Raw genomic sequence first — 26,310 nt, forward strand, 5'->3', positions numbered from 1 at the left:
GATGCAAACCAACCTCGCGGACTTCATTCGTAATACGCCCGATGGCAACGAAGCGGACGCCATCCTGCGCAAATGCGTGCATTGCGGTTTTTGCACCGCCACCTGCCCAACCTACCAACTGCTTGGCGACGAGCTCGACGGCCCGCGCGGGCGCATCTATCTGATCAAGCAGATGGTCGAAGGCGCGCCGGTCACGCGCAGCACGCAGGTTCACCTCGACCGCTGCCTGACCTGCCGCAATTGCGAGTCGACCTGCCCGTCGGGCGTGCAATATGGGCGGCTCGTCGAAATCGGCCGCAAGCTCACCGAAGAGAAAGTCACGCGTCCGCTCAATCAGCGGCTGATGCGGCGCCTGCTCGCGAGCGTGCTGCCGAACAGCGCGATCTTCACGCCGGCGATGCGGCTGGGTCAGCACGTGCGCGGCCTGCTGCCGAAGAAGCTGCGCGACAAGGTGCCCGCGCGCCAGCACCCGCTCGAATGGCCGAGCGCAAAACACGAACGCAAGGTGCTGATGCTGGCGGGCTGCGTGCAACCGTCGATGATGCCGAACGTCAACATCGCGACCGCGCGCGTGTTCGATGCGCTCGGCATCGAAACGCTGATCGCGCCCGACGCCGGCTGCTGCGGCGCGATCCGCCTGCACCTCGGCTACCACGACGAAGCGCTCGACGACCTGCGCGCGAACATCGACGCATGGTGGCCCTACGTCGAACAGGGCGTTGAAGCGATCGTGATGAACGCGTCGGGCTGCGGCGCGACGGTCAAGGAATACGCGCACCTGCTGCGCCTCGATCCGAACTATGCCGAGAAGGCGCGCCGCATCGTCGAATTGACGCGCGACGTCTCCGAGATCCTGCCCGAGTTCGAAGAACGGCTCGTCGCCATCACGCGCCGCCGCTCGGTACACACGGTCGCGTTTCATCCACCCTGCACGCTGCAGCATGGCCAGCAGATCCGCGGCAAGGTCGAGCAACTGCTCAGCGCGCTCGGCGTCGAAGTGCGCCTGCCCGCCGACAGCCATCTGTGCTGCGGCTCGGCCGGCACCTACTCGCTGCTGCAGCCGCGCATGTCGTACGCGCTGCGCGACCAGAAGCTCGAGCGTTTGCAGGCGCAGGAGCCGCAGGTGATCGTGTCAGCGAACGTCGGTTGCATCGCGCATCTGCAAAGCGGTACGTCGACGCCGGTCGCGCACTGGATCGAATTGGTCGAGCACATGCTGTCCGTATAATCGGGGCATCGTCTTCGCTGAACACCGGTTCGTTCCATGTCCGATCTGCCTCACAATCTCGCCGACGTGCACGAGCGCATCGCCAGGGCCGCGCAAGCGGCCCACCGCGACACGCAGTCCGTGACGCTGCTCGCGGTCTCCAAGACGTTTCCCGCCGATGCCGTGCGCACCGCTCATGCGGCCGGGCAGCACGCGTTCGGCGAAAACTATGTGCAGGAAGCGCTCGACAAGATCCAGACACTTGCCGATCTGCGCGCGTCGCTCGAATGGCATTTCATCGGGCCGCTGCAATCGAACAAGACGCGGCCCGTCGCCGAGCATTTCGACTGGGTACATTCGGTCGATCGGCTGAAGATCGCGCAGCGGCTGTCGGAGCAGCGCCCGGACAACCTGCCGCCGCTCAACGTGTGCCTGCAGGTCAACGTCAGCGGTGAAGCGTCGAAGAGTGGCGTCGCCATCGCCGAGGCGGCCGCTATCGCGCAGCAGATCGCCGCGCTGCCGAAGCTGAAGCTGCGCGGACTGATGTCGATTCCCGAACCGGGCGGCGATCTCGCAGAACAACGCGCGCCGCATCGCCAATTGCGCGAGCTATTCGAGCGCTTGCGTAACGACGGGCTCGCGCTCGATACGCTGTCGATGGGCATGTCGGCCGATCTCGAAGCAGCCGTGCTCGAAGGCGCGACGATCGTGCGCGTCGGCACCGCGATCTTCGGCGCACGCGATTATTCGCGCTGAGCATTTCCACGGGCCTTGCGCGAACCTGGCTGCGCGAAGCCCTCACCGCATCTCATCTGAACCTACCCGGACCATCATGAAAATTGCGTTTATCGGCGGCGGCAACATGGCCGCGGCGTTGATCGGCGGCCTCATCAAGCGGGGCGTCGCGCCCGCGGACCTGTACGCGGTCGATCCGAACGAAGACGCGCGCCAGCGCAACGAGCAGCAATTCGGCATCCGCACCGGCGCGGCCGCCGACGTCACGCTCGCCGACTACGACGCGGTCGTGCTCGCGGTGAAGCCGCAGATCCTGAAGAGCGTCGCCGGGACGCTGGCGCCGCATCTGCGCGCGTCGCAACTCGTCGTCAGCATCGTCGCGGGCATTCGGATCGGCGACATGTCGCGCTGGCTCGCTGGCCACAACCGCGTCGTGCGCGTGATGCCGAATACGCCGGCGCTGATCGGCAGGGGCGTCACGGGTCTCGTCGCCAGCGGCAGCGTCGACGAAGCGGGCCGCGCGCTCGCGTCACAGGTGCTCGGCGCGGTCGGCGAAACCGTCTGGTTCGACGACGAAGCGAAGATCGACGCGGTCACCGCGATCTCGGGCAGCGGGCCGGCCTACGTGTTCTATTTCATCGAAGCGCTGCAGGAAGCCGCGCGCCAGCTCGGTATGGACGAAGCGCAGGGCCGCGCGCTGGCGGTCGCGACCTTCACGGGCGCCGCGCAACTCGCGGCCAATTCCGACGAGCCGCCGAGCGTGCTGCGCGAGCGCGTGACATCCAAAGGCGGCACGACCGCGGCAGCACTCGCCTCGTTCGAAGCGAGCGGCATCAAGGACGCGATCGTGCGCGGCGCACTGGCCGCCGACGCGCGGGCGCGCGAGATGGGCGACGAATTCGGCAAGCAGTAACGCGAACCGGCGTCGAAAAGAAACAGCGGAAACAGACACGCCGTAGCGCGACTGTCCTTCTTCTCATCAGGGCAGGCGCCTACGGCGTGTAGAAACGCAGCGGTCTGAAGTCAGAAAAGCGCTGACGCGAGTTAAAACGAAGCCACCACGTAATGCGCGGCGATCCCCGCGAACAACGCGCCGCCGAGCCAGTTGTTGTGACGGAACGCGGCAAAGCACGGCATGCGCTCGCGATGGCGGATCAGCGTGTAGTGATAGATCGCGCAACCCACCGCGACCGCCCAGCCGATCCAGTACAGCGGACCAAACCCGAGCGTCACGCCGATGCCGACGTAAATCCCGAGCGTCACCGCATAGCACAGCATGACCGCGGCCACGTCGAAACGGCCGAACGTCAGCGCCGACGTCCGGATGCCGATCTTGATGTCGTCGTCGCGATCGACCATCGCGTATTCGGTGTCGTACGCAACGGCCCAGAAGATATTCGCGACCAGCATCGCCCACGCGAGCAGCGGCACGTGATCCTGCACAGCGGCGAACGCCATCGGAATACCGAAGCCGAACGCGATGCCCAGATACGCCTGCGGAATCGCGAAGAAGCGCTTCACGAACGGATACGTGCCCGCGACGAACAGCGCGACCACCGACAACTCTTTGGTCAATGCATTGAGCGGCTGAATCAGTAGAAACGCGACCAGCGACAGCACGGTTGCCAACACGACCGCTTCCCACGCATTGATCTTGCCGGACGTGATCGGCCGGTTTTCGGTGCGCTTCACGTGACGGTCGAAATCGCGGTCCGCGTAGTCGTTGATCGCGCAGCCGGCCGAGCGCATCAGCACCGTGCCGAGCGTGAAGATCACCAGCAATTGCCACGACGGATGACCGCCGGACGCGATCCACAGTGCGTTGAGCGTCGGCCACAGCAGCAGCAGGCTGCCGATCGGCTTGTCCATGCGCACGAGGCGCAGATACAGGGGAAGTCGGGCGAACATGGGACGAATTCGGTGAAGTGCGAACACGGTGCGCCTATTTTACGGGAAGCGCACGGCGGCCCAGGATTCGCGCGGCCGCGTATCGAAGTGCCACGCGCTCGAATCTGTGCGTCGTGCGGCAGCGGCGCAAAAAACAAAGCCTCCCGTGCAGGGAGGCTTGTGCGTTTTTAGCACGGCGCGCGCGATGCCGGCGCCGGCATCGGACTCGACTCGACCGGCTCAGCTGCGCCAAATCAGGCGAGCAGCGAGCGCAGCATCCATGCGGTCTTTTCGTGTGTCTGCATGCGTTGCGTGAGCAGGTCGGCGGTCGGCTCGTCGTTGGCGGCTTCCGTCGACGGGAAAATCGCGCGCGCGGTGCGCACCACGGCTTCCTGACCTTCGACCAGCTGACGGATCATGTCTTCCGCGGCCGGCACGCCGTCCGCTTCGGGGATCGACGACAGCTTCGCGAAATCCTTGTAGCTGCCCGGCGCATGCACGCCCAATGCACGGATGCGTTCGGCGATCGAGTCGACCGCGAGCGCGAGTTCGTTGTACTGCGTTTCGAACATCAGGTGCAGCGTATTGAACATCGGACCCGTGACGTTCCAGTGGAAGTTGTGGGTCTTCAGGTACAGCGTGTAGGTGTCGGCGAGCAGACGCGACAGCCCTTCGGCGATCTTCTTGCGATCCTTGTCGCTGATCCCGATGTTGACGTGCTGTACTGCTGCGGCCGCTTCTTTCTTGGCCATGATGACTCCTTTGAAGAGTGATACGAACCGGTCGGCAGATGACGGTCAGCGAAAACACGAATAAAACGTTCGACAGTGTAGCGTGAATGCCGCAAGGTTTGCGCAACGCGTGCCCGAGAGCCTTGCTGCGCAGCCATTCTGGCGGTACTGCGCTCAGCCGCCCAGCGCGTGTTGCAACGCCTGCGCGGCGATTACCGCAAAGCCGCTCGCGACGATCGCAAAGCCCAGCGCCTTGCGAAACATCAACGCCTGCCATTGCGCCTGCATGCTCGGCGCGGCGGCCCGACCGCCAATGCTCGCCATCATCATCCTTATCATGATCGTACTCCGGGTTCGTCTCGTGACGGACCGCAGCAATGCGCCGCGCCGTCGATGACTTTGCCAATGCTTTGCCACTGCTTTACCATCCGCCGCGTATATGACGCCTAGCGGTTCCCGCCTTCCCGCAACGCGGCGAGCGCCGCGATCACACCTTCCGCGTAAGCCGGATCGGCGCGGCGGAAATGCTCGATCTGACGCGCGACGATCTCCTGCGGCACGCCGTCGATATGTCGCGCGATATTGCCGAACAGACGCTCACGTTGCGCGTCGTCGAACAGCGCGAACAGCATGCGCGGCTGCGTGTAGTAGTCGTCGTCCTCGCGATGCTCGTAACGCGCGACCGCGCCCGCCGCGAGCGGCGGCTCGGACGCGTTCGCGTCCTGCACGAAGTCGCCGAAGCGATTCGGCTCGTAATTCACGTTGCCGCCGCGATTGCCGTCGGTGCGCAGCGCGCCATCGCGATGAAACGAATGCGGGTTCGGCACGCGCGGCGCATTCACCGGAATCTGGTGATGATTGATGCCGAGCCGGTAACGCTGCGTATCGCCGTACGAGAACAGCCGCCCCTGCAACAGACGGTCCGGCGAAAATCCGATGCCCGGCACCACGTTCGCCGGCGTAAACGCCGCCTGCTCGACGTCCGCGAAATAGTTCTCCACGTTGCGATTCAGTTCGAGCGTGCCGACGTCGATCAACGGATAGTCCTTCTGCGACCACACCTTCGTGATGTCGAACGGATTGAAGCGGTAGTTCGCCGCATCCGCTTCCGGCATCACCTGAATTGCGAAGCGCCACTTCGGAAAGTTGCCCGCGTCGATGCTGTTCACCAGATCGCGCTGCGCGCTTTCGCGGTCATTGGCGACTACCTGCGCGGCATCGGCGTCGGTGAAGTTCTCGATGCCTTGCAGCGACTTGAAATGGAACTTGACCCAAAAACGCTCGTTGCTCGCGTTGATGAACGAGTACGTGTGCGAGCCGAAGCCGTGCATCTGCCGGTAGTTCTTCGGAATGCCGCGATCGCTCATCAGAATCGTCACCTGATGCAGCGACTCCGGATGACTCGACCAGAAATCCCACGCGGCGACGTTGCTGCGCAAATTCGTGTACGGATCACGCTTCTGCGTATGAATGAAGTCCGGAAACTTGAGCGGATCGCGAATGAAGAACACTGGCGTGTTGTTGCCGACCACGTCCCAGTTGCCTTCCTCGGTGTAGAACTTGATCGAGAAGCCGCGCACGTCGCGCTCGGCGTCGGCCGCGCCACGCTCGCCGGCCACCGTCGAAAAGCGCATGAAAAGCGGCGTTTCCTGGCCGACCTGCGCGAATACCTTCGCCTTCGTGTAGCGCGAAATGTCGTGCGTCACCGTCAGCGTGCCAAACGCGCCCGAACCCTTCGCGTGAACGCGCCGCTCGGGAATCACTTCGCGATCGAAGTGCGCGAGCTTTTCGAGCAGCCAGACGTCCTGCAGCACCACGGGGCCACGCGGGCCGGCGGTCATCGAGTTCTGGTTATCGGCGACGGGCGCGCCGGCGGCATTGGTGAGCTTACGTTCGGACATGGGCACTCCTGCGTGGTTTCTATCGAATCGGGGGAAAAGCATGCGGCATCCGTGCGCGACGGACGCCGTCACGGGTAGGCACGTCAGGCGGCCAGCACCCGATCGGCCAGCAACGACACGGCGACCGTACGGATACTCGGCGCGGCGGCCGTCGTGGCCGGTTGCGCGGGAAAAGGGTGGATGGGCTGTGAAGGCGCTTGCATGGTGTTTTCCTCCTGGCTTGTCTCGCGCCCCGACTCGGAGTCCGGGCGCTGAGCCTTATCGAATAAAGGGATCGGGCGATCCGTGGAGGAAACTATAGCAACATCTATCGAATAGTCGTATTTGATTAATTTAATCTATTCGATAGGGCTTGCGCCCTTTTTGCGGCAGGCCGCACCGGTGTCCGGCGCGGCTGCGGATGATGGCGAGTCAGTTGACGGCGGCGGGCAGATCGAGCTTTTTGACGCCCGGCAGGTCGCACGCGGCGATTGCGTCGCAGATCGCGTCGATCGCGGGCATGCGCGTGAAGCTCTTGCGCCATGCCAGTACGACGCGGCGATCGGGCACCGGCTCGTCGAACGCGACATAGCTGAGCAGGCCCGCGTCGATACCGCCCGCATGTGGCTTGACCTCGTGCACCGACATGCGCGGCAGCACGGTAATGCCGACGCCGCTTGCGACCATATGACGAATCGTTTCGAGCGACGAGCCCTCGAAGGTCTTCTGGATGCCGTCGGCGTTCTGCGAAAAGCGCATCAGCTCGGGACACACGCCGAGCACGTGATCGCGGAAGCAGTGCCCGCTGCCGAGCAGCAGCATGGTTTCCTGCTTCAGGTCGTCGGGGTCGATCTTCGGGCGGCTTTCCCATGCGTGGCCGGACGGCAGCGCGACGACGAACGGCTCGTCGTACAGCGGACGCAGCATCAGCCCGGTTTCGGGAAACGGCAGCGCCATGATCGCCACGTCGATTTCGCCCTGCTTGAGCAGCTCGATCAGCTTCAGCGTGTAGTTTTCCTGCAGCATCAGCGGCATTTGCGGTACGCGCCGGATCATCTGCTTGACGAGCGTCGGCAGCAGGTACGGCCCGATCGTATAGATCACGCCGAGGCGCAGCGGACCCAGCAGCGGGTCCTTGCCCTGCTTGGCGATTTCCTTGATCGCGAGCGTCTGCTCGAGCACGCGTTGCGCCTGCGTAACGATCTGTTCGCCGATCGGCGTCACGCTGACCTCGCTGGTTCCGCGCTCGAAAATCTGCACGTTCAGCTCGTCTTCGAGCTTCTTGATGGCGACGGACAGCGTGGGCTGGCTGACGAAACACGCTTCGGCGGCACGGCCGAAGTGCCGCTCGCGGGCCACCGCCACGATGTATTTCAATTCGGTGAGCGTCATTCGGGGATCAATCAGTCTGATGGATTCGATAGGTTCTAGTTATACACCTATAGGGTCGGTTCGCCAACTTTTTAGCCGTTGTGCTTGCGGCGGGGACGGCGCTCAGGCCTTCAGATACTGCTCGCGCGCGCCGAGCCAGCGCGCCAGATGCTGAATGACCACGTCCGGATATTGGTCGAGCAGCGTCGCGGCGGCTTCGCGCGCCGGCTCGATGAGGTGCTGATCGTTCTGCAGGTCGGCGAAACGCAGCATCGCGGCGCCTGACTGCCGCGCGCCGAGGAACTCGCCAGGCCCGCGGATTTCGAGGTCGCGGCGGGCGATCTCGAAGCCATCGGTGGTTTCGCGCATCGTTTGCAGGCGCGCGCGCGCGGTCATCGACAGCGGTCCGGTGTAGAGCAGCACGCAGACCGACGCGGCGCTGCCGCGCCCCACGCGTCCGCGCAACTGATGCAGCTGCGCGAGACCGAAGCGCTCCGCATGCTCGATCACCATCAACGATGCGTTCGGCACGTCGACGCCGACTTCGATCACCGTGGTCGCGACCAGCAGCTGGATCTCGTTGCGCGAGAACGCGTCCATCACCGTGGCCTTTTCGGCGGCCGCGAGGCGCCCGTGCACCAGCCCGACCTTCAGCTCGGGCAGCGCGGCCACCAGCGTCTCGTAGGTCTCGACCGCGGTTTGCAACTGCAGGGTCTCGCTTTCCTCGATCAGCGGACACACCCAGTACACCTGGCGCCCCGTCAACGCCGCCTCGCGCACGCGGCCGATCACCTCTTCGCGGCGCGCGTCGGACACGAGCTTGGTGAGGATCGGGGTGCGGCCGGGCGGCAGTTCGTCGATCGTGGAGACGTCGAGGTCCGCGTAGTAGGTCATGGCGAGCGTGCGCGGAATCGGCGTCGCGGACATCATGAGTTGATGCGGCTGGAAGTCGGCCGCGCCGTCGGCGGCGCCCTGCGCCTTCGCGCGCAACGCGAGCCGTTGCGCGACGCCGAAGCGATGCTGCTCGTCGACGATCACGAGTCCGAGGCGCGCGAACTCGACCGCGTCCTGAATGATCGCGTGCGTGCCGATCACGAGCTGCGCGGTGCCGAGCGCGGCCGCTTCGATCGCGGCGCGCTTCTCCTTCGTCTTCAGACTGCCCGCGAGCCACGCGACATTCACGCCGAGCGGCTCGAGCCAGCCGCGCAATTTGCGCGCGTGCTGCTCGGCGAGAATTTCGGTCGGCGCCATCAGCGCGGCCTGGTAGCCGGCGTCGATCGCCTGCGCGGCGGCGAGCGCCGCGACGATCGTCTTGCCGCTGCCGACGTCGCCCTGCAACAGCCGCTGCATCGGATGCGGCTGAGTCAGATCGAGCGCGATCTCGCCGCCGACGCGCTGCTGCGCGGCCGTCAGCGAAAATGGCAGCGCCTTCAGCAGCCGCGCGACCAGCGCCGATTCGTCGCCGAGCTTGCGGCGCGGCATGGCCGGCGCGGCGCGCGTGCGCCGCTCGTCGTGCGCGCGCTTCAGCGACATCTGCTGCGCGAGCAGCTCCTCGAACTTGATGCGCACCCAGGCCGGATGCGTGCCGTCGATCAGCGCCGTTTCGTCCGACTGCGGGCCCGGATGATGCAGCGTGCGCACCGCGTCCATCAGCGCCGGCACGCCGAGCGGTTCGAGAAACGCGCGCGCGACCGGCGCGGGCAGCAACTCCGGCAGCGACGTGCGCGCGAGCGCGTTGTCGATCGCCTTGCGCAGATACGCCTGCGATACGCCCGCGGTGCTCGGATAGACCGGCGTCAGCGCCTGCGGCAGCGGCGTGTCTTCATCGACGACGCGCACGGTCGGATGCACCATCTCCATGCCGAAGAAGCCGCCCCGGACGTCGCCACGCACGCGCAGGCGCGCGCCGGGCGCCATCTGCTTGACCTGCGAGCCGTAGAAATTCAGAAAGCGCAGCATGAGTTCGTCGCCGTCGGCGTCGCGCAGCTTCACGAGCAGCTGCCGGCGCGGGCGATAGGCGATCTCATTGTCGAACACCACGCCTTCGGTTTGCGCGATGCCGCCGGGCAGCAAGTGACCGATCGGCGTCAGCGAGGTTTCGTCTTCGTAGCGCATCGGCAGATGCAGCACGAGGTCGATGTCGCGTGTGAGGCCGAGTTTGGCGAGCTTATCGGCGGTTTTGACCGGGGCTTTGGCGGCGGCTTTTGCCGCGCCTCTGGTTTTGGCGGCGGGTTTGTCGTCGCTCGCGTGGTCGGCGGCGAATTGATCCGGCGGGTCGCCCGCGTGGCCGCCGGGCTTGTCGCCGTCGCGCCCGAGATCGTGGCCAGCGGCCATCATGCCGCCTTGTGCGCCCGCTTGCGCCGCATCCCGCTCCCCCGCCTCCGCCCGCGCACCGCGGCGCCGCGGTTCGGCGCCCGCTTCGAGGGTGGCAACGGACGATCGGCGGTCGGACAAAGGCATAGGCTGCTTCGCAAGTACAATATCGGGTGCTGTCGAAAAGAAGTCGTGCCGCCCTTCGCGCGTCCAGCGTAGGCAGGATGCGGCACAAAGCGCGCGGGCCGCTTCGGCGTCCCGCCATCATAGCCGCCCGGCTCCGGCTTCGGCTCAATTCAGTCCCAAGTCAGTCCCAACCCGCTTCCAGTCGTTCGCATGTTTACGCTTTCCGATTTCGATTTCGATCTGCCGCCCGAGCTGATCGCGCAAGTCGCGCTGCCCGAGCGCAGCGCAAGCCGTCTGCTCGACGTGGACGCCGCAGGCGCCGCCGACGGCGCCGCGCGCCTGATCGACCGCCGCTTCACCGAACTGCCCGAGTGCCTCGCGCCGGGCGATCTGCTCGTCTTCAACGATACCAAAGTGCTGAAGGCGCGCTTCTTCGGCCAGAAGTCGAGCGGCGGCAAGATCGAAGTGCTGGTCGAGCGCCTGACTGGCGAGCGCAGCGCGCTCGCGCAGATCCGGGCGAGCAAGAGCCCGCAGGCGGGCACGACGATCCGTCTCGCGGATGCGTTCGACGTCACCGTCGGCGAGCGCGTCGATCAGTTCTACACGCTGCATTTCCCCGACGACTGCCTGACGATGATCGAGCAGTACGGCCGTCTGCCGCTGCCGCCGTACATCGAGCACGACCCCGACGCGACCGACGAAACCCGCTATCAGACCGTATTCGCGCAGAACCCGGGCGCGGTCGCCGCGCCGACCGCCGGCCTGCACTTCGACGACACGCTGCTCGGCCGCCTCGACGCCCTCGGCATCGACCGCGCGACGCTGACGCTGCACGTCGGCGCGGGCACGTTTCAGCCGGTGCGCGTCGAAAACATCGCCGAGCACAAGATGCACAGCGAGTGGTATCACCTGCCGCAAGCGCTCGCGGACAAGATCGCCGCGACCAAAGCGCGCGGCAACCGCGTGATCGCGGTCGGCACGACGTCGCTGCGCGCGCTCGAAGCCGCCGCGCGCGACGCCGAAGCCGCCGGCCATCCGCTCGGCGCGGCGAGCGCGGAAACCGACATCTTCATCACGCCGGGCTACCGGTTCCGCGTGGTCGACCGGCTGGTCACGAACTTCCATTTGCCGAAATCTACGCTGTTGATGCTGGTGTCGGCGTTCGCGGGCGTCGAGACGATTCGCGCCGCGTACCGTCATGCGATCGACGAGCGCTATCGTTTTTTCAGCTACGGTGACGCGATGCTGCTCACGCGGCGCGATGCATGAGCCGGTTCGAGCACTGCTTCAGCGTATTGGCAGTCTTCCTAGCCGCCGCGATCCCTCGTGGCGGTTTTCATTGATTGCGCCGGACTGTTTTCCGGTCGCCCAGGAGTGATCCCCATGACCCTTGGTCATCTCTCGCAACATCCTGCCCACGAGCGCCCGGAGAATGGCCTCAAATTCGAACTGCTCGGCACCGACGGCCTTGCGCGCCGCGGCCGCGTCACGCTCAATCACGGCGTGGTGGAGACACCGATCTTCATGCCGGTCGGCACCTACGGCACCGTGAAGGCGGTCCAGCCGCGCGAGCTCGACGAAATGCACGCGCAGATCATCCTCGGCAATACGTTTCACCTGTGGCTGCGACCCGGCCTCGAAACCATCGAGGCGCACGGCGGCCTGCACGGCTTCATGGGCTGGAAGAAGCCGATCCTGACCGACTCGGGCGGCTTCCAGGTGTTCTCGCTCGGAGATCTGCGCAAGATCACCGAGGACGGCGTCACGTTCGCGTCGCCGATCAACGGCGACCGGCTGTTCCTGTCGCCGGAAGTGTCGATGCAGATCCAGAAGGTGCTGAACTCGGACATCGTGATGCAGTTCGACGAATGCACGCCGTACGCCACCAACAACATCCCGACCTCGCACAAGGAAGCCGCCGAATCGATGCGCATGTCGATGCGCTGGGCGCAACGCTCGATCGACGAATTCGAGCGCCTCGGCAATCCGAATGCGCTGTTCGGCATCGTGCAGGGCGGCATGTTCGAGGATCTGCGCGACGAGTCGCTCGCCGGCCTCGCGCAGAAGAACTTCCACGGCCTCGCGATCGGCGGTCTGTCGGTCGGCGAGCCGAAGGAAGACATGATGCGGATCCTGAACCACATCGGCCCCAAGCTGCCGGCCGACAAGCCGCACTACCTGATGGGCGTCGGCACGCCGGAAGACCTGGTGGCCGGCGTCGCGGCCGGCGTCGACATGTTCGACTGCGTGATGCCCACGCGCAACGCGCGCAACGGCTGGCTCTTCACGCGTTTCGGCGACATCAAGATCCGCAACGCGACGCACAGGAACTCGCTGCGCCCGCTCGACGAGCAATGCGGCTGCTACACCTGCCGCAACTTCACGCGCGGCTATCTGCACCACCTGCATCGCGTCGGCGAAATTCTCGGCGCGCAGCTGAACACGATCCACAACCTGCATTACTACCTGGAACTGATGCAGGAAATGCGCGATGCGATCGAGGCGAAACTGTTCGAGACATTCCGCAAGCGTTTCCACGAAGACCGCGCGCGCGGCGTCGAACCGTCGTCCTGACGGCCCGCCGCATGGATTGCGCATGCCGCACGCGGACAACTTACAATTTACTTTCGCCGGCCGCTGAATTTGCCCCGAATCGGACCTTTAAACGGTTGATCGCAAAGCCGATTCGCCGCGCCGGCGCGCGTGTGGCCGGTGGTAGAATAATCGGCTGATTTTTTTGATCGTTTGACTGATAACGGAGAGACCAACGTGTCGTTCATTTCCAATGCCTTCGCGCAAGGCGCAGCAGCAGGTGGTATCGAATCGAACCTGATGAGCTTCCTGCCGCTGATCCTGATGTTCGGCGTACTGTACTTCATCATGATTCGCCCGCAAATGAAGCGTCAGAAGGAACATCGCAACATGCTCGCAGCGATGGCCAGGGGCGATGAAGTCGTGACGAACGGCGGCATCGTCGGCAAGGTGACGAAGGTGGGCGAAGCCTACGTCGGCATCGAAATCTCGGAAGGCACGGAAGTCACCGTGCAAAAGGCGTCGGTCACGACAATTCTCCCGAAGGGCACGATCAAGTCGCTGTAAGGCCTGCACTCCCCGCGTCCGGTGCGGCCTCGCCGGCGGTTCAGGCAGTTCGCTGAACGGCCCGCGCTCATCGCCGGACGCATCGCATCCAAGCCAACCTTCCCGTTGGACCACTCATGAATCGCTACCCCCTCTGGAAATACGCCGTGATGCTGGTGGCTCTGGTCATCGGCCTCGTGTACACGCTGCCCAATCTGTACGGCGAAGCGCCGGCGGTGCAGGTGTCGAGCGGCAAGGCCACGGTCAGACTCGACGCCGCCACGCTAGCGTCGATCGAAGCCGCGCTCGCGGCCAATCACATCAAGCCGACCGCAATCACGTTCGACAACTCGCAGAACAACGCGAACATCCGCGTGCGCCTGACGAACACGGACACGCAGTTGCGCGTGAAAGACCTGCTGCAGAAGTCGCTCAATAGCGACCCGAACGATCCGCAGTACGTCGTCGCACTGAACCTGCAAAGCGCGTCGCCGACCTGGATGACCGCGCTGCGCGCGCTGCCGATGTACCTCGGTCTCGACCTGCGCGGCGGTGTGCACTTCCTGCTGCAGGTCGACATGGCCGGCGCGCTGAACAAGAAGCTCGACTCGGACGCCTCGGACGTGCGCACGCTGCTGCGCGACAACAACGTGCGCGACGGCGGCGTGAATCGCGTGAACCAGTCGGTGGTGGTGAATCTGGCCGACCAGGCCACGGCGGACGCGGCACTCAAGCTGCTCGGCCGCAGCGTCAGCGAACTGCAGTGGGCGTCGCAGCCGAACACCGGCCCGGACGGCGGCGTGCAGCTCGTCGGCACCTTTACGCCGGCCGTGCAGCGCGAGGTGCAGGACGCCGCGCTCAAGCAGAACATCACGACGCTGCATAACCGCGTGAACGAACTCGGCGTGGCCGAGCCGGTGATCCAGCAACAGGGCACGGACCGCATCGTCGTCGAGCTGCCGGGCGTGCAGGACACCGCGAAGGCGAAGGACATCATCGGCCGTACGGCGACGCTCGAAGCGCGCCTCGCCGATCCGGTCAACACGCATCCGAACCCGAACGACCCGGTGCCGCCGGGCGATGAACTCTTCACGCAAGGCAACCAGACGCCGGTGCTGCTGCGCAAGCAGGTGATCTTCACCGGCGACCGCATCATCGACGCGTCGGCGGGCTTCGACGAGCATCAGCGTCCGTCGGTCAATATCCGTCTCGACTCGGCCGGCGGCCGCGCGGTGCGCGCGGTATCGCGCGACAACATCGGCAAGCCAATGGCGATGGTGCTGTTCGAGCACGGCAAGGGCGAAGTGCTGACCGTCGCGACGATTCAGTCGGAACTGGGCGACCGCTTCCAGATCACCGGCCAGCCGACCCCGCAAGCGGCCGCCGACCTCGCGCTGCTGCTGCGCGCCGGTTCGCTCGCCGCGCCGATGGAAATCATCGAGGAACGCACGATCGGCCCGAGCCTCGGCGCCGACAATATCAAGAAGGGCTTCCACTCGGTCGTGTGGGGCTTCGCGGCGATCGCCGTGTTCATGAGCGCGTACTACATGCTGTTCGGCGTGATCTCGATGGTCGGCCTGTCCGTGAACCTGCTGCTGCTGGTCGCGGTGCTGTCGATGCTGCAGGCCACGCTCACGCTGCCGGGTATCGCCGCTATCGCGCTCGCGCTCGGTATGGCGATCGACGCGAACGTGCTGATCAACGAGCGCGTGCGCGAGGAACTGCGCCACGGCGCGCCGCCGCAACTGGCCATCCAGAACGGCTACGCGCATGCATGGGCGACGATTCTCGACTCGAACGTGACCACGCTGATCGCCGGCCTCGCGCTGCTCGCGTTCGGCTCCGGTCCGGTGCGCGGCTTCGCGATCGTCCACTGTATCGGCATTCTGACGTCGATGTTCTCGGCGGTGTTCTTCTCGCGCGGCCTGGTCAACTTCTGGTACGGCGGCAAGAAGAAGCTGAAGTCGCTGTCGATCGGCCAGGTGTGGCGTCCGCAAACAGCGGCGGCAGGCTCGGCCGCGTATGCCGGCAACACCCTCGGCGGCAGCGACGCCGCGACCGACACCGCGCAGGCCATCGCCACGGCGAAGGCGAAAGCGAAGGCAAGCTCGAAGGCACCGGCCGCGGCCGGCGCGCAGGGTCGCTCGAAGCCGACCGTGCGTCGCCGCAATGCGTCGGGCACGCCGACGTCGAATGACTCGACGCGGCAAAAACCGGGTTCGTCCCGCTGAGTCCCGGAGAACAAGACCATGGAATTTTTCCGTTTCCGTAAAGACATTCCGTTCATGCAGCGCGCGTTGATCTTCAACGCGATCTCGCTGATCACCTTCCTCGCCGCCGTGTTCTTCCTCGTGCATCGCGGGCTGCATCTGTCGGTGGAATTCACCGGCGGTACCGTGATCGAGGTGCAGTATCCGGGCGCGGTGCCGCTCGACCCGGTGCGTAACACGCTCGGCAAGCTCGGCTATGCCGACGCGCAGGTGCAGAACTTCGGCACCTCGCGCGACGTACTGATCCGTCTGCCGCTGAAGACGGGCTACACGTCCGCGCAGCAGAGCGACCAGGTGATGGGCGCGCTGAAGGCCGACACGCCGGAAGTGCAGTTGCAGCGCGTCGAGTTCGTCGGTCCGCAGGTCGGCAAGGAGCTCGCCACCGACGGTCTGCTCGCGCTCGCCTGCGTGGTGGCCGGCATCGTGATCTACCTGTCGTTCCGCTTCGAATGGAAGTACGCGATCGCCGGCGTGATCGCCAACCTGCACGACGTCGTCATCATTCTCGGCTTCTTCGCGTTCTTCCAGTGGGAGTTCTCGCTGTCGGTGCTGGCCGCGGTGCTCGCGGTGCTCGGCTATTCGGTCAACGAGTCGGTCGTTATCTTCGACCGGATTCGCGAAACCTTCCGCCGCGAACGCAAGATGACCGTGATCGAAGTGATCAACCACGCAATCACCAGCACGATGTCGCGAACCGTCATCACGCACGGCTGTACGCAGATGATGGTGCTGTCGATGTTCCTGTTCGGCGGCCCGACGCTGCACTACTTCGCGCTCGCGCTGACGGTCGGTATTCTGTTCGGTATCTACTCGTCGGTGTTCGTCGCCGCGGCTCTTGCCATGTGGTTCGGCGTCAAGCGCGAAGACCTGATCAAGGACAAGAAGGAACGCGTCGATCCGGACGATCCGAACGCGGGCGCCCAGGTTTGATGCGCGCGTAACCGCTGAGGATGCGAGGATCGGGATAGGGGCAGGCCTCGCGGCCCGGCCCCTCCCACACCACCGTGCGTACGGGTCCGTACACGGCGGTTCGGATCGGTTAATCGACTATGGCCTTAGTGATGGAAGCCCCAGCGAGCGAAGGTAACGGTTTGACAGGGCGATGCCCAGCGCGGGACTGCAACTCAGCCGCCACGCATCGTGTGGCGAACCGACCGTCTGGGCAGCAAGGTTTCGGCTGACGCCGCGTACTGTCAGCTCCCGGAATCTTGTGCGGCCCCGTTTCCACTGCTTCCAGAAGAAGCAGCGGATGCGGCGGCGTATCCATTCATCCAGGCGTTGCAGAACGCTGGGCGTTTCGCAGAAACCGAAGTAGCCCCGCCACCCTGCCAGATAACGTTTCAGCGCGCCGATCATCTGGTCGACGCTGACCCCGCGCGTGCGTTGAGTCAATTCCCGGATGCGCTCCTTGAGGCGGGACAGCGCCTTGGGCGCAATACGCCGTTTGACCTTGTCCCGATCCGAGAAGGTGAACCCCAGAAACTTCCGCGTGTGTGGCCGTGCGACCGCGCTCTTGGTCTCGTTGACCGTCAGCTTCAGCCTGCCGGCGAGGAAGGCCTTCAGCCCCGCCATCACACGCTGGCCCGCGCGTTCGCTGCGTACGTAGACGTTACAGTCGTCAGCGTACCTCGCGAAACGCAGCCCGCGTCGCTCAAGCTCCCGGTCAAGATCGTCGAGCATCAGATTGGATAATAGCGGGGACAGGGGACCACCCTGGGGTGTGCCCTCGTCCGTCGCACCAACCAGCCCGTGCTCCATCACACCCGCCGTCAGGAAGGAGCGGACCAGCTTCAGCATTCGCTTGTCGCTGACTCGCTTTGCCACCCGACTCATCAGGATGTCGTGGCTCACGCGATCGAAGAATTTCTCCAGATCCAGATCTACAACCCATCGGTACCCCGACTGGATGTAGCTTTGCGCCTGCGCCACGGCCTGATGTGCCGAGCGGCCCGGACGGAAGCCGTAGCTGGACTCCGAGAACGTCGGGTCCCACTGCCTTTGCAACACCTGCAAGACCGCCTGCTGGACGAATCGATCAAGCGCAGAGGGGATGCCGAGCTTGCGCACGCCACCACCATCCGGCTTGGGTATCTCGACCCGTCTCACAGGTTGAGGCTTGTATGTGCCGTTCAGCAGCGTGGCCCGTATCGACGGCCAATGCTCCCGCAGGTACGCCGGTAATGCCTGAACGGTCATCCCGTCCACGCCCGGTGCGCCCTTGTTCGCTTTCACACGCTTCAACGCCTGCTTCAGGTTCCCCCTTTCGCAGACTTCTTCCATCAGTCGGTCATATGCCGACGGGCTTTCAGACTCGGGGTTCGCCGCCATAGGTTCAGCCCCTCCACCAGCAGCCATCGGGGCTTCACCCCTGCTTCCGCTGTCGAGGACGCGATGCGTTTTCTGCTGCTCTCCCATGTCGAGTTCTCCGGCTTACTCGCCGCTCCTTTCCGTTCGGGCCTTCAGGCGTCGCCGCCCTAATATGCCCTCTGCTGACTCCTGCACGGTGGTCAACGGCCCTTGCGAGCCGCTCAGTCCTGATTCCAGGACGCCATGCAGGCCTCCCGAGGTAAGCGCAACCGCCTTCACCACACACCTGCCAGATCTACCACCCCAGCCCTTGATGGCTATGGACTTCGCAATCAATTGCTTGCTCGTCCGGCTAGGTAGGCCTCGCATCTGGTTTCTGTTCGTCAGGTCATGGCTTTGCTACACGCTTCCTTCAGACCCCGCCTCACGACGACGCCCTTGCGTTTCGCTAGTCCTTCACCACCATCAGGTTGGACAGGGGACTCACACCCCCAAGCTGTTGCGCATGCTCGGCGCACAATAAAAAAGGCCGGTTCTGTCGAACCGGCCTTTTGCGTTTACGTACGCCGTCGTTACCGCCTCGTTCCTAGCGGAACCCCAGCTTGCGCCGTGCGCCGATCAGCGCCGCGATGCTCAGCAGCGCGGCAAACATCACGTAGTAGCTCGGCGCTGCCTTCGAACCGGTCGCGCTGATCAGCCACGCGATGATGAACGGCCCGAAGCCGCCGAAGATCGTCACCGCGATGTTATACGCGAGCGACATGCCGGTCGTGCGCGTCTGCACCGGGAATATCTCCGACAGCAGTCCCGGCGTCGCGCCGAAGTAGCCGCTGACGAGAAAACCGAACACGATCTGCCAGACGATCAGCGTGCCGAAGCTCGGATGCGCGATCAGGAACGCGAACGCCGGATAGACGAGCACGAACAGCAGCACGGCCGCGCCCAGCATGATGCGCGTGCGTCCATGCAGGTCCGACCAATGCCCGGCCACCGGCGAGAACACCATCTGGATCAGACCCGTCACCGCGATCGCCGAGAACGCGACCGACGGCGCGAGCCCCAGTTGCCGCACGCCATAGGTCGGCATGAACAGCATCAGATACGCGGACACGGTCCCGAGGATCACCACGCCCATCGCGATTACGAGCCGCAGCTTCTGCGTCGCGAACGTATCGCGCAGCGGCGTCTGCGTCGTTTCGGCGGCGAGGAATTCGGGCGTCTCGTCGAGCCTGGTGCGGATGTAGAACGCGACGGGCCCGATCAGCAGACCGAAGAAGAACGGCACGCGCCAGCCCCACGATGCCATCTGTTCCGGCGACAACTGGCCGGTCAGCAACGCGCCGAAACCGGCCGCGAGCAGCGTCGTCAGACCCTGGCTCGCCATCTGCCAGCTCGCGTAGAAGCCGCGCCGGCCCGGCACGTGCTCGGCGAGAAACGCAGTCGCGCTGCCGAATTCGCCGCCGGCCGAGAAGCCTTGCATCAGCCGCGCGAGCACGAGGATCAGCGGCGCGGCGAGACCGATGCTCTGGTAGGTCGGCAAAATCGCGATGATCAGCGTGCCGCTCATCATCAGCAGGATGGAAAGCGTGAGCGCCCCTTTGCGCCCGGCGCGGTCCGAGTACGCGCCGATCACGATCGCGCCGAGCGGCCGCATGAAGAATGACACGCCGAACGTGCCGAGCGTGAGCAGCAGCGATACGGTCTCGTTGCCGGCCGGAAAAAACAGCTTCGAGATGGTCACGGCGAAAAAGCCGTACACCACGAGATCGAACCATTCGAGCGCGTTGCCGATCGAGGCGGCCACCACCGCGCGCCACGAATTCCGCCGGCTTCCCGCGACGCTTGCTGCTGTCGTTGCATTCATCCAGATCTCCTGTACTGCGCGAAATATTTATCGACACGAACGCATGACGTCCGCCCAGGCCATCCCGGCAACGCGCAGCACCGGCATGACTGCTTGCGCTCTATTTAACTGAAAAAATAAAAGCGATGCGAGCGACAAATGGCCGAGGCGCGCCACCCTGGCCGAGGCGTTCGCAACGGGCGACAAAAAACCGCTTCGTCGGTGAACGACCGAAGCGGTTTTCGTATTGCGGCGCAGCGCGGATCGAATCGCAACAGCGGCCCGCGCGCGGCGCCGGCCGCGAAGCTGCCGGCGCGCCTACTGCTGCTTGATACCTTCCGACTGGATATGCAGGCGCGTCTGCATGCTGAAGCCGTACTTCGCGCCGAACTCCATGCCGTAATCGGCGCGATTGAATTCGGTGCTCGCCTCGACGCCGCAGACTTCGCGCTTGAGGACCGGGTGCTGCATGCACTTGAACGAATCGATCTTCAGATTCACCGGCTTCGTGATGCCGCGAATCGTCAGCGTGCCGATCACCTCGACGGGCTTGTCGCCGTCGAACTTGATCTCGGTGCCCTTGTAGGTCACGGTCGGATACTTCTCGACGTCGAAGAACTCGGCGGCCCTCAGGTGATCGTCGAGCTTCGGGTTGCCGGTCTGCACCGAAGCGGGATCGACGGTGACGTCGACGGTGCCGGTTTTGGCCGCGCGATCGAGCGTCACCGTTCCCGTGGTCTTCGTGAATTTGCCGCGCCAGATCGACAGACCGCCAAAGTGGTCGGCCTCGAAGCTCGGAAACGTATGCATCGGATCAAGCAGATAGGTATCGGCGGCGAAGGCGCCGAGCGACAGCGACGAAGCCAGCGCGCCAACAGCGATCAATATGGACGTTTTCAATTCGTGCTCCTGTTTTGCGTTGAAAATCGCGGTGCAACCTGCGGTGGGAAAGCGGGCGCGCCCCACGTGGCGCGGCGGACCTCGCGAGCGCCGTGCGCGTTACTTGCGCGCGGCGACGATATGAAACTTGATCACGACCTCGTCGGCGACGACCGATGTGTCCTTCCATTCGCCGGTGCCGATGTCGAACTGCAAGCGCTTGATCGGCAGCGCGCCGTCGAAGGTCTGCATCGCGCCCTGCTGGCCGACCGTGACCGGCACCACGACCGTCTCCGACTTGCCCTTGATGGTCAGCTTACCGGTCACCTTGAACTGGTTGCCGCCGGCCGGCGCGATCGCGCTCGACACGAACGTCGCGCTCGGAAAGGTCTTCGCGTCGAACCATTCCTTGCCGCGCACCTGCTCGTTATAGCTCTCGTCGCCAAGATCGTAGCTGGCGACGTCGATGTTGAGCTGCGCGCTGCCGGCCGTCGGTTTGGCCGGATCGAAGCTGACCTGCGCCGTGAACTTGTTGAACTTGCCTTCGACCGGCACGTTCATCTGCTTCGAGGTAGCCGTCACCGAACTCTTCGCGACGTCGACCTGCGCGAGCGCCGCGCCTGCGGCGCTCAGCGACGCCGCTGCGAACGCGGCCAGCATGTAGCGATAAAACGAACCCTTCATGGTTGTCCTTATTTGAGGAAGGGGATCATGCGCGACAGCAGGCCGTCGCGATCGAGCCATTGATGCTTGAGCGCCGCCGCGGTGTGTAGAGCGACCAGCACGAGCAACGTGTAATTCAACGCGATGTGCAGGTTCTTCAGCACTTCCTTCAGGTGCGGATCGGGCGCGATGATTCGCGGCAGCGGAATCAGCCCGAGGTAGACGACCGGCACGTTCGCCGCCGAGCTATACAGATAGCCGGACACGGGAATCACGATCATCAGCACGTACAGCAACAGATGTGTGAGATGCGCGGCGCCACGCTGCCAGGTGGGCATGCGGCGCGGCATCGGCGGCGAGGCGTGGGTCGCGCGCCACAGGATGCGCACGATCGCGAGCGCGAACACGGTCACGCCGATCCATTTGTGCCACGAGAAATAGCGCAGCTTGGTGGGCGTGAAGCCCGGGATGTCGGTCATCACCCAGCCGAGCGCAAAGCCGCAGACGATCAGCAGTGCGATCAGCCAGTGAAACGCGATGGCGGTCCGCGTGTACGACTCCCGGGTACCGAACGATGGATTGAGTGTCATGACAGATCAACGCAGACAGTTAGAAGTTAACGGCGCGCCGCGGCCAGCTATTCCGCGATCGCGGCCGATGCGGCGGACATCATCGCCACAAAAGGCCGCCGGGCATGCCACGGGCGCCATGCTACCCCAAGCGCGAAAAGCTGGCTGGAGCGCGTCGGCGGAACGGGCCCGAATTTTGCGCTGCAATGGCCCCAGGGCGCCGCGTCACCGCCCTTGCGTTGACCGATTCGGGGACCGAAAGCCCCGAAGCGACGCCATCTCAGGCCCGGACCAGCGCGCGGCGGGGACGGCGCCACGCCCCGCGCCGCGCGCGGCTCGCCTCGGTCGCGAGGCCGCGTTTGGTACTATTGCTGCTCACCGCCGCCCGACCCCTCGTAACGAGCAGGCCTTACACCCCGCCACTACGTCGTTAGCCCATCTGCCGCATGGAACATGACAACCTGATCGCGTGCCATGAATGCGATACGCTGTTCCGCAAGCCACGGCTTGTCGGGCGCGTCGCCGCGCGTTGTCCGCGCTGCGGCGCGACGCTCTATCGCGGCGTCTCGCGCAAGCTCGACGCGATCTGCGCACTGACGCTCGCCGCGCTGATCACGTTCGTGATCGCGCAGGGCTTTCCGATCGTCGAACTCGAAACCAACGGCATCACATCACAGACTACGCTGTTCGGCGCGCTCGTCGCGCTGTGGGGCGAGAACATGCAGATCGTCGCCGTGATGGTGTTCTGCTCGACGATCCTCTTTCCGTTCACCGAACTCGTCGCGCTGCTGTACGTGCTGGTGCCGCTACGCGCCGGCTACGTGCCCGCGCACTTCAATCGCGTGCTGCGCGCGATCCAGTTCGTGCGACCGTGGGGCATGATCGAAGTGTTCATGCTCGGCGTGCTGATCACGATCGTGAAGATGGTGAGCCTCGCGCGCGTGATTCCCGAGGCGGCGCTGTTCGCGTTCGGCGCGCTGACGCTGATGTTCGCGGTCGTCGTCACATTCGATCCGCGCGTGCTGTGGGATGTCGCCGACGAGATCGACGCGAGCGGCGATCGGCCGTTGCCGCGCACGTCGGCCGACAGCGCGGCGGTCGCGGTCGGCTCGCTCGCCGGTCCGCCGGCGCCGTCCGCGCGCGTCGCGGGCTCGGCCAGCGGCAGCGCTGGTGGCACAACCAACAGCACGGCGGACGGCAACCCGCCCGGCTTGCCGCCCACGCCGCGCGAAGGATGAGCCCGCGATGAAATACGTCACCGCGAAACGCGCGGGCCTGCTGTCCTGCCATTCGTGCGGGCGCGTCGAACCGCGCATCCGCTCGGTCACGCCGCAGCACTGCGGCCGCTGCGGCGCGCATCTGCACTCGCGCAACCCCGACAGCCTGATGCGCACATGGGCACTGCTGATCGCCGCGGCGCTGCTGTATATCCCGGCGAACCTGCTGCCGGTGATGCACACGTCGTCGCTGCTCGGCTCCGAGGACGACACCATCATGAGCGGCGTCGTCTATTTCTGGACCTCCGGCGACTGGCCGCTCGCAATGATCGTGTTCATCGCCAGCATCCTGGTGCCGATGCTGAAGCTCTCGGTGCTCGTGCTGCTCACCGTCACCGCGCAGCGCCGCTCGCGCTGGCGTCCGCAACAGCGCACGACGCTGTACCGGATGGTCGAGCGGATCGGCCGCTGGTCGATGCTCGACGTGTTCGTCGTCACGCTCACCGTGGCGCTCGTGCGTTTCAAATCGCTGGCCGAGATCACGGCCGGGCCGGGCGCGATCGCGTTCGGCTCGGTCGTGATCCTGACGATGCTGGCCTCCATGCAATTCGATCCACGCCTCATCTGGGACCCCGTGGAAAGCCGTACCCCAACACCTCAGGATCTCGACCATGACTAGCCCGCAAGGACCGACGCCCGCCTCCGATGATGCGCCGCGCAACGATTCGAACGGACCCAGACTGCCGCCCCAACTGCCCGACCCCGAGATCGAGCCACGCAGCCGCTGGCTGCCGTCGCTCGTCTGGGTGATTCCGCTGATTGCCGCGCTGATCGGCATCGCGCTCGTGATCAGGTCGGTGACCGAGCGCGGGCCCGTGATCACGATCAGCTTCGTCAGCGCGGAAGGGCTCGAGCCGGGCAAGACCAAGGTCAAGTACAAGGACGTCGACGTGGGCGCGGTGAAGACGATCACGCTGTCGCCGGATCTGTCGCACGTGCTCGTGCAGGTGCAGCTCACCAAGGAAGGCGGAAAATTCGCGGTCAAGGACTCGCGCTTCTGGGTGGTGCGACCACGTGTCGGCGCGAGCGGCGTGTCGGGTCTGACCACGCTGCTGTCGGGCTCGTACATCGGCGCCGACGCGGGCCGCTCGACCGAAAGCGAGAGCAACTTCGTCGGCCTCGAAACGCCGCCGCCCATCACCGGCGACCAGAAAGGCCACCAGTACACGCTGCACGGCGATTCGCTCGGCTCGATCGACATCGGCTCGCCGATCTTCTACCGGCGCGTGCAGGTCGGTCAGGTGGTCGGCTTCTCGCTCGACAGGGACGGCACCGGCGTGACGATGCGGGTGTTCGTGTCGGCGCCGTTCGACCAGTACGTCGGCACCAACACGCGCTGGTGGCATGCGAGCGGCGTCGATCTGCGGCTCGATTCGAGCGGCTTCAAGCTGAATACGCAGTCGCTCGCGACGGTGATAGTCGGCGGTCTGTCGTTCCAGTCGCCGCCCGGTCAGAACATGGGCCCGCAGGCGCCGAACAACCAGACCTTCCGCCTCGGCTCGGACGAAGCGGACGCGATGCGCGAACCGGACGGCGTGCCCTTGCGCGTCGTGATGAACTTCAACCAGTCGCTGCGCGGGCTGTCGATCGGCGCGCCGGTCGATTTCCGCGGCATCGTGCTCGGCCAGGTGACCAATATCGGCATCGACTACGATCCGAAGACGCAGAGCTTCACGATGCCGGTCACGATGAACGTGTACCCGGACCGCCTCGGCAAGCGCTTCCGCGAGAGCTCGCCGCAGCCGGGCACGCTCGCCGGAGAGAACCTGATGCAGGAACTCGTCAGGCACGGCCTGCGCGGCCAGTTGCGCACCGGCAACCTGATCACGAGCCAGCTGTACGTGGCGCTCGATATCTTCCCGAAAGCGCCGCCGGCCAAGGTCGACGTGACGACCGATCCGCTCGAGCTGCCGACCATTCCGAACACGCTCGACGAATTGCAGCTGCAGGTCGCCGACATCGCGAAGAAGCTCGACAAGGTGCCGTTCGACCAGATCGGCGCGAATCTGAACACCGCGCTGAAGAACGCCGACCAGCTGTTCTCGCGTCTCGACAACGAAGTCGTGCCGCAGGCGCGCGACACGCTGACGGCCGCGAAGCAGACCTTCAGTTCGGCCCAGGCAACCTTGCAGCAGGATTCGCCGATGCAGTCCGACGTTCATCAGGCGTTGCAGGAACTGACGCGCACGTTGCAGTCGCTGAACGCGCTGTCGGACTACCTCGAGCGTCATCCCGAATCGCTGTTGCGCGGTAAATCAGGAGATAAACCATGATGTTTGCCCGGCTCCCCCGTCCGCCGCGCGCGCTCGTGCGCGGTGCCGTACGCGGCGTCGCGTACGGCACCGCACTGGCTGCGGCTCTCGCCATCGCGGCGTGCTCGTCGCCGTCGAGCCGTTTCTATACGCTGGGTGGCGCGGATAGCGCAAGCACCGCCGCGAACGGCGCCCCGCCGGCCGTCGCGCGCACGAGCGCCGCGCCTGCCTGGCTGATCGAAGTCGCGCCGGTCAACGTGCCGCCGCAGGTGGCGAGAAATCAGCTGGTCGTGCAGACCGGGCCGACTCAGGTGCAGTTGCTCGAACAGGAGCGTTGGGCGTCGCTGCCCGGCGATGAAATCCGCCGCGCGCTGTCGACGAATCTGACGCAGCAGCTCGGCACCATCGATACGTTCGGCACCGCGCACCCCGACGACGCGGCCGTGTACCGGATCGCCATGAACGTGCAGCGCTTCGAGTCGTGGCCCGGCTCGCATGCGTTGATCGATGCGGTGTGGAGCGTGCGGGCCGTGCGCAGCAATGCGGTGATGACGTGTCGCAGCGTGGTCAGCGAGACGGTTGGCGGCGGGTACGACGCGCTCGTCGATGGACATCGGCGCGCGCTGGCCGAAGTGTCGACGCAGATCGCGGCGGGGGTGCGGGCGATGGCCGCGACGGCCGTCGCTACTACGGCCACGACGGGCAAGACGTCGTCTTCGGCCCGATCGGCTGCCGCGGCAGTCGTGCCGCCCTGTCCTTCCGCGGAAACGGCCGCGGGAGCCGGCGCCTGACAGGCCCGGCTGGCGCGAGCCCGGTGCGCACGCGCGTGTCTATCCGGGCCGCGCCGACTTCAACGCACAGCTTCAGCAGACGCGCTTCCACAATGCCTAGCAGTCCATTCGACGCCCCGCGCCTCTGCAGG

The 26,310-nt window shown here is 65.2% G+C and carries 23 protein-coding genes; 12 read left to right on the forward strand and 11 right to left on the reverse strand.

What is annotated here, in order from left to right:
* Window position 1 precedes the first annotated feature (1 nt).
* The 3 genes from glcF to proC all read left to right on the forward strand — a co-directional run bounded on the left by glcF (window position 2) and on the right by proC (window position 2,855).
* Window positions 2–1,228, forward strand: coding sequence for a glycolate oxidase subunit GlcF (glcF, locus tag HDG34_RS22790; RefSeq protein ID WP_184062304.1), 1,227 nt, complete (start codon window positions 2–4; stop codon window positions 1,226–1,228).
* 36 nt (window positions 1,229–1,264) lie between these two features.
* Window positions 1,265–1,963, forward strand: a complete 699-nt coding sequence (locus HDG34_RS22795) for a YggS family pyridoxal phosphate-dependent enzyme (RefSeq protein WP_184062306.1) — start codon at window positions 1,265–1,267, stop codon at window positions 1,961–1,963.
* Window positions 1,964–2,039: 76 nt separating this feature from the next.
* Window positions 2,040–2,855: a pyrroline-5-carboxylate reductase gene (proC, locus tag HDG34_RS22800; RefSeq protein ID WP_184062308.1), complete on the forward strand. Its 816-nt coding sequence runs from the start codon at window positions 2,040–2,042 to the stop codon at window positions 2,853–2,855.
* A gap of 131 nt (window positions 2,856–2,986) precedes the next feature.
* Here proC and ubiA read toward each other — a convergent pair whose 3' ends face one another.
* The 6 genes from ubiA to recG all read right to left on the reverse strand — a co-directional run bounded on the left by ubiA (window position 2,987) and on the right by recG (window position 10,271).
* Complete coding sequence (ubiA, locus tag HDG34_RS22805) at window positions 2,987–3,850, reverse strand: 4-hydroxybenzoate octaprenyltransferase (protein WP_184062310.1); 864 nt, start codon at window positions 3,848–3,850, stop codon at window positions 2,987–2,989.
* Window positions 3,851–4,083: 233 nt separating this feature from the next.
* Entirely contained in the window at window positions 4,084–4,581 is a 498-nt protein-coding gene (locus HDG34_RS22810; RefSeq protein ID WP_184034504.1) for a Dps family protein, read from the reverse strand.
* A gap of 153 nt (window positions 4,582–4,734) precedes the next feature.
* Complete coding sequence (locus HDG34_RS22815) at window positions 4,735–4,899, reverse strand: hypothetical protein (protein ID WP_184034506.1); 165 nt, start codon at window positions 4,897–4,899, stop codon at window positions 4,735–4,737.
* A 107-nt stretch (window positions 4,900–5,006) separates the two neighbouring features.
* Complete coding sequence (locus HDG34_RS22820; RefSeq protein ID WP_184062312.1) at window positions 5,007–6,461, reverse strand: catalase; 1,455 nt, start codon at window positions 6,459–6,461, stop codon at window positions 5,007–5,009.
* A gap of 411 nt (window positions 6,462–6,872) precedes the next feature.
* Window positions 6,873–7,832 (reverse strand): LysR substrate-binding domain-containing protein, encoded by a 960-nt coding sequence (locus HDG34_RS22825; protein ID WP_184055574.1) that lies wholly within the window; start codon window positions 7,830–7,832, stop codon window positions 6,873–6,875.
* Between the two features lie 102 nt (window positions 7,833–7,934).
* Window positions 7,935–10,271: an ATP-dependent DNA helicase RecG gene (gene recG, locus HDG34_RS22830; protein WP_184062314.1), complete on the reverse strand. Its 2,337-nt coding sequence runs from the start codon at window positions 10,269–10,271 to the stop codon at window positions 7,935–7,937.
* Window positions 10,272–10,460: 189 nt separating this feature from the next.
* Here recG and queA point away from each other — a divergent pair, with 189 nt between their 5' ends.
* The 5 genes from queA to secF all read left to right on the forward strand — a co-directional run bounded on the left by queA (window position 10,461) and on the right by secF (window position 16,528).
* Complete coding sequence (gene queA / locus HDG34_RS22835) at window positions 10,461–11,519, forward strand: tRNA preQ1(34) S-adenosylmethionine ribosyltransferase-isomerase QueA (RefSeq protein WP_184062316.1); 1,059 nt, start codon at window positions 10,461–10,463, stop codon at window positions 11,517–11,519.
* Between the two features lie 114 nt (window positions 11,520–11,633).
* The gene (gene tgt / locus HDG34_RS22840) at window positions 11,634–12,824 is read left to right on the forward strand and encodes a tRNA guanosine(34) transglycosylase Tgt (RefSeq protein WP_184062318.1); all 1,191 of its coding nucleotides are present in this window, start codon (window positions 11,634–11,636) and stop codon (window positions 12,822–12,824) included.
* Between the two features lie 195 nt (window positions 12,825–13,019).
* Entirely contained in the window at window positions 13,020–13,349 is a 330-nt protein-coding gene (gene yajC, locus HDG34_RS22845) for a preprotein translocase subunit YajC (RefSeq protein ID WP_184034524.1), read from the forward strand.
* A 116-nt stretch (window positions 13,350–13,465) separates the two neighbouring features.
* Window positions 13,466–15,559: a protein translocase subunit SecD gene (secD, locus tag HDG34_RS22850; protein ID WP_184062320.1), complete on the forward strand. Its 2,094-nt coding sequence runs from the start codon at window positions 13,466–13,468 to the stop codon at window positions 15,557–15,559.
* Window positions 15,560–15,577: 18 nt separating this feature from the next.
* On the forward strand, window positions 15,578–16,528 hold the full coding sequence (gene secF, locus HDG34_RS22855; RefSeq protein WP_090803074.1) for a protein translocase subunit SecF: 951 nt from the start codon (window positions 15,578–15,580) through the stop codon (window positions 16,526–16,528).
* A 117-nt stretch (window positions 16,529–16,645) separates the two neighbouring features.
* On the opposite strand, the gene ltrA is transcribed toward secF, so the two are convergent.
* The 5 genes from ltrA to HDG34_RS22880 form a co-directional block, all read right to left on the reverse strand.
* Complete coding sequence (gene ltrA / locus HDG34_RS22860) at window positions 16,646–18,013, reverse strand: group II intron reverse transcriptase/maturase (protein ID WP_184062322.1); 1,368 nt, start codon at window positions 18,011–18,013, stop codon at window positions 16,646–16,648.
* Between the two features lie 478 nt (window positions 18,014–18,491).
* Complete coding sequence (locus HDG34_RS22865) at window positions 18,492–19,769, reverse strand: MFS transporter (RefSeq protein ID WP_184062324.1); 1,278 nt, start codon at window positions 19,767–19,769, stop codon at window positions 18,492–18,494.
* Window positions 19,770–20,066: 297 nt separating this feature from the next.
* A complete protein-coding gene (locus HDG34_RS22870; protein ID WP_184034536.1) occupies window positions 20,067–20,636 on the reverse strand; it encodes a YceI family protein in 570 nt (189 codons plus the stop codon).
* A gap of 111 nt (window positions 20,637–20,747) precedes the next feature.
* Window positions 20,748–21,311, reverse strand: coding sequence for a YceI family protein (locus HDG34_RS22875; protein ID WP_184062326.1), 564 nt, complete (start codon window positions 21,309–21,311; stop codon window positions 20,748–20,750).
* 8 nt (window positions 21,312–21,319) lie between these two features.
* On the reverse strand, window positions 21,320–21,880 hold the full coding sequence (locus tag HDG34_RS22880) for a cytochrome b (RefSeq protein WP_090803069.1): 561 nt from the start codon (window positions 21,878–21,880) through the stop codon (window positions 21,320–21,322).
* 425 nt (window positions 21,881–22,305) lie between these two features.
* Here HDG34_RS22880 and HDG34_RS22885 point away from each other — a divergent pair, with 425 nt between their 5' ends.
* The 4 genes from HDG34_RS22885 to HDG34_RS22900 are packed head-to-tail and all read left to right on the forward strand — an operon-like array spanning window position 22,306 to window position 26,179.
* Window positions 22,306–23,097 carry a paraquat-inducible protein A gene (locus HDG34_RS22885; RefSeq protein ID WP_184062328.1) on the forward strand — a complete coding sequence of 264 codons (792 nt, stop codon included), beginning with the start codon at window positions 22,306–22,308 and terminating at the stop codon, window positions 23,095–23,097.
* 7 nt (window positions 23,098–23,104) lie between these two features.
* Complete coding sequence (locus tag HDG34_RS22890; RefSeq protein WP_184062331.1) at window positions 23,105–23,755, forward strand: paraquat-inducible protein A; 651 nt, start codon at window positions 23,105–23,107, stop codon at window positions 23,753–23,755.
* Window positions 23,748–25,409, forward strand: a complete 1,662-nt coding sequence (locus HDG34_RS22895) for an intermembrane transport protein PqiB (RefSeq protein WP_184062333.1) — start codon at window positions 23,748–23,750, stop codon at window positions 25,407–25,409. Before HDG34_RS22890 ends, HDG34_RS22895 begins: the two co-directional genes overlap by 8 nt.
* Window positions 25,406–26,179, forward strand: coding sequence for a PqiC family protein (locus HDG34_RS22900; RefSeq protein WP_184062335.1), 774 nt, complete (start codon window positions 25,406–25,408; stop codon window positions 26,177–26,179). The genes HDG34_RS22895 and HDG34_RS22900 overlap by 4 nt, the downstream gene beginning before the upstream one ends.
* Window positions 26,180–26,310: the final 131 nt, after the last annotated feature.

Origin of the sequence: Paraburkholderia sp. HC6.4b, assembly GCF_014200875.1 — a bacterium.
Lineage (GTDB): Bacteria > Pseudomonadota > Gammaproteobacteria > Burkholderiales > Burkholderiaceae > Paraburkholderia > Paraburkholderia tuberum.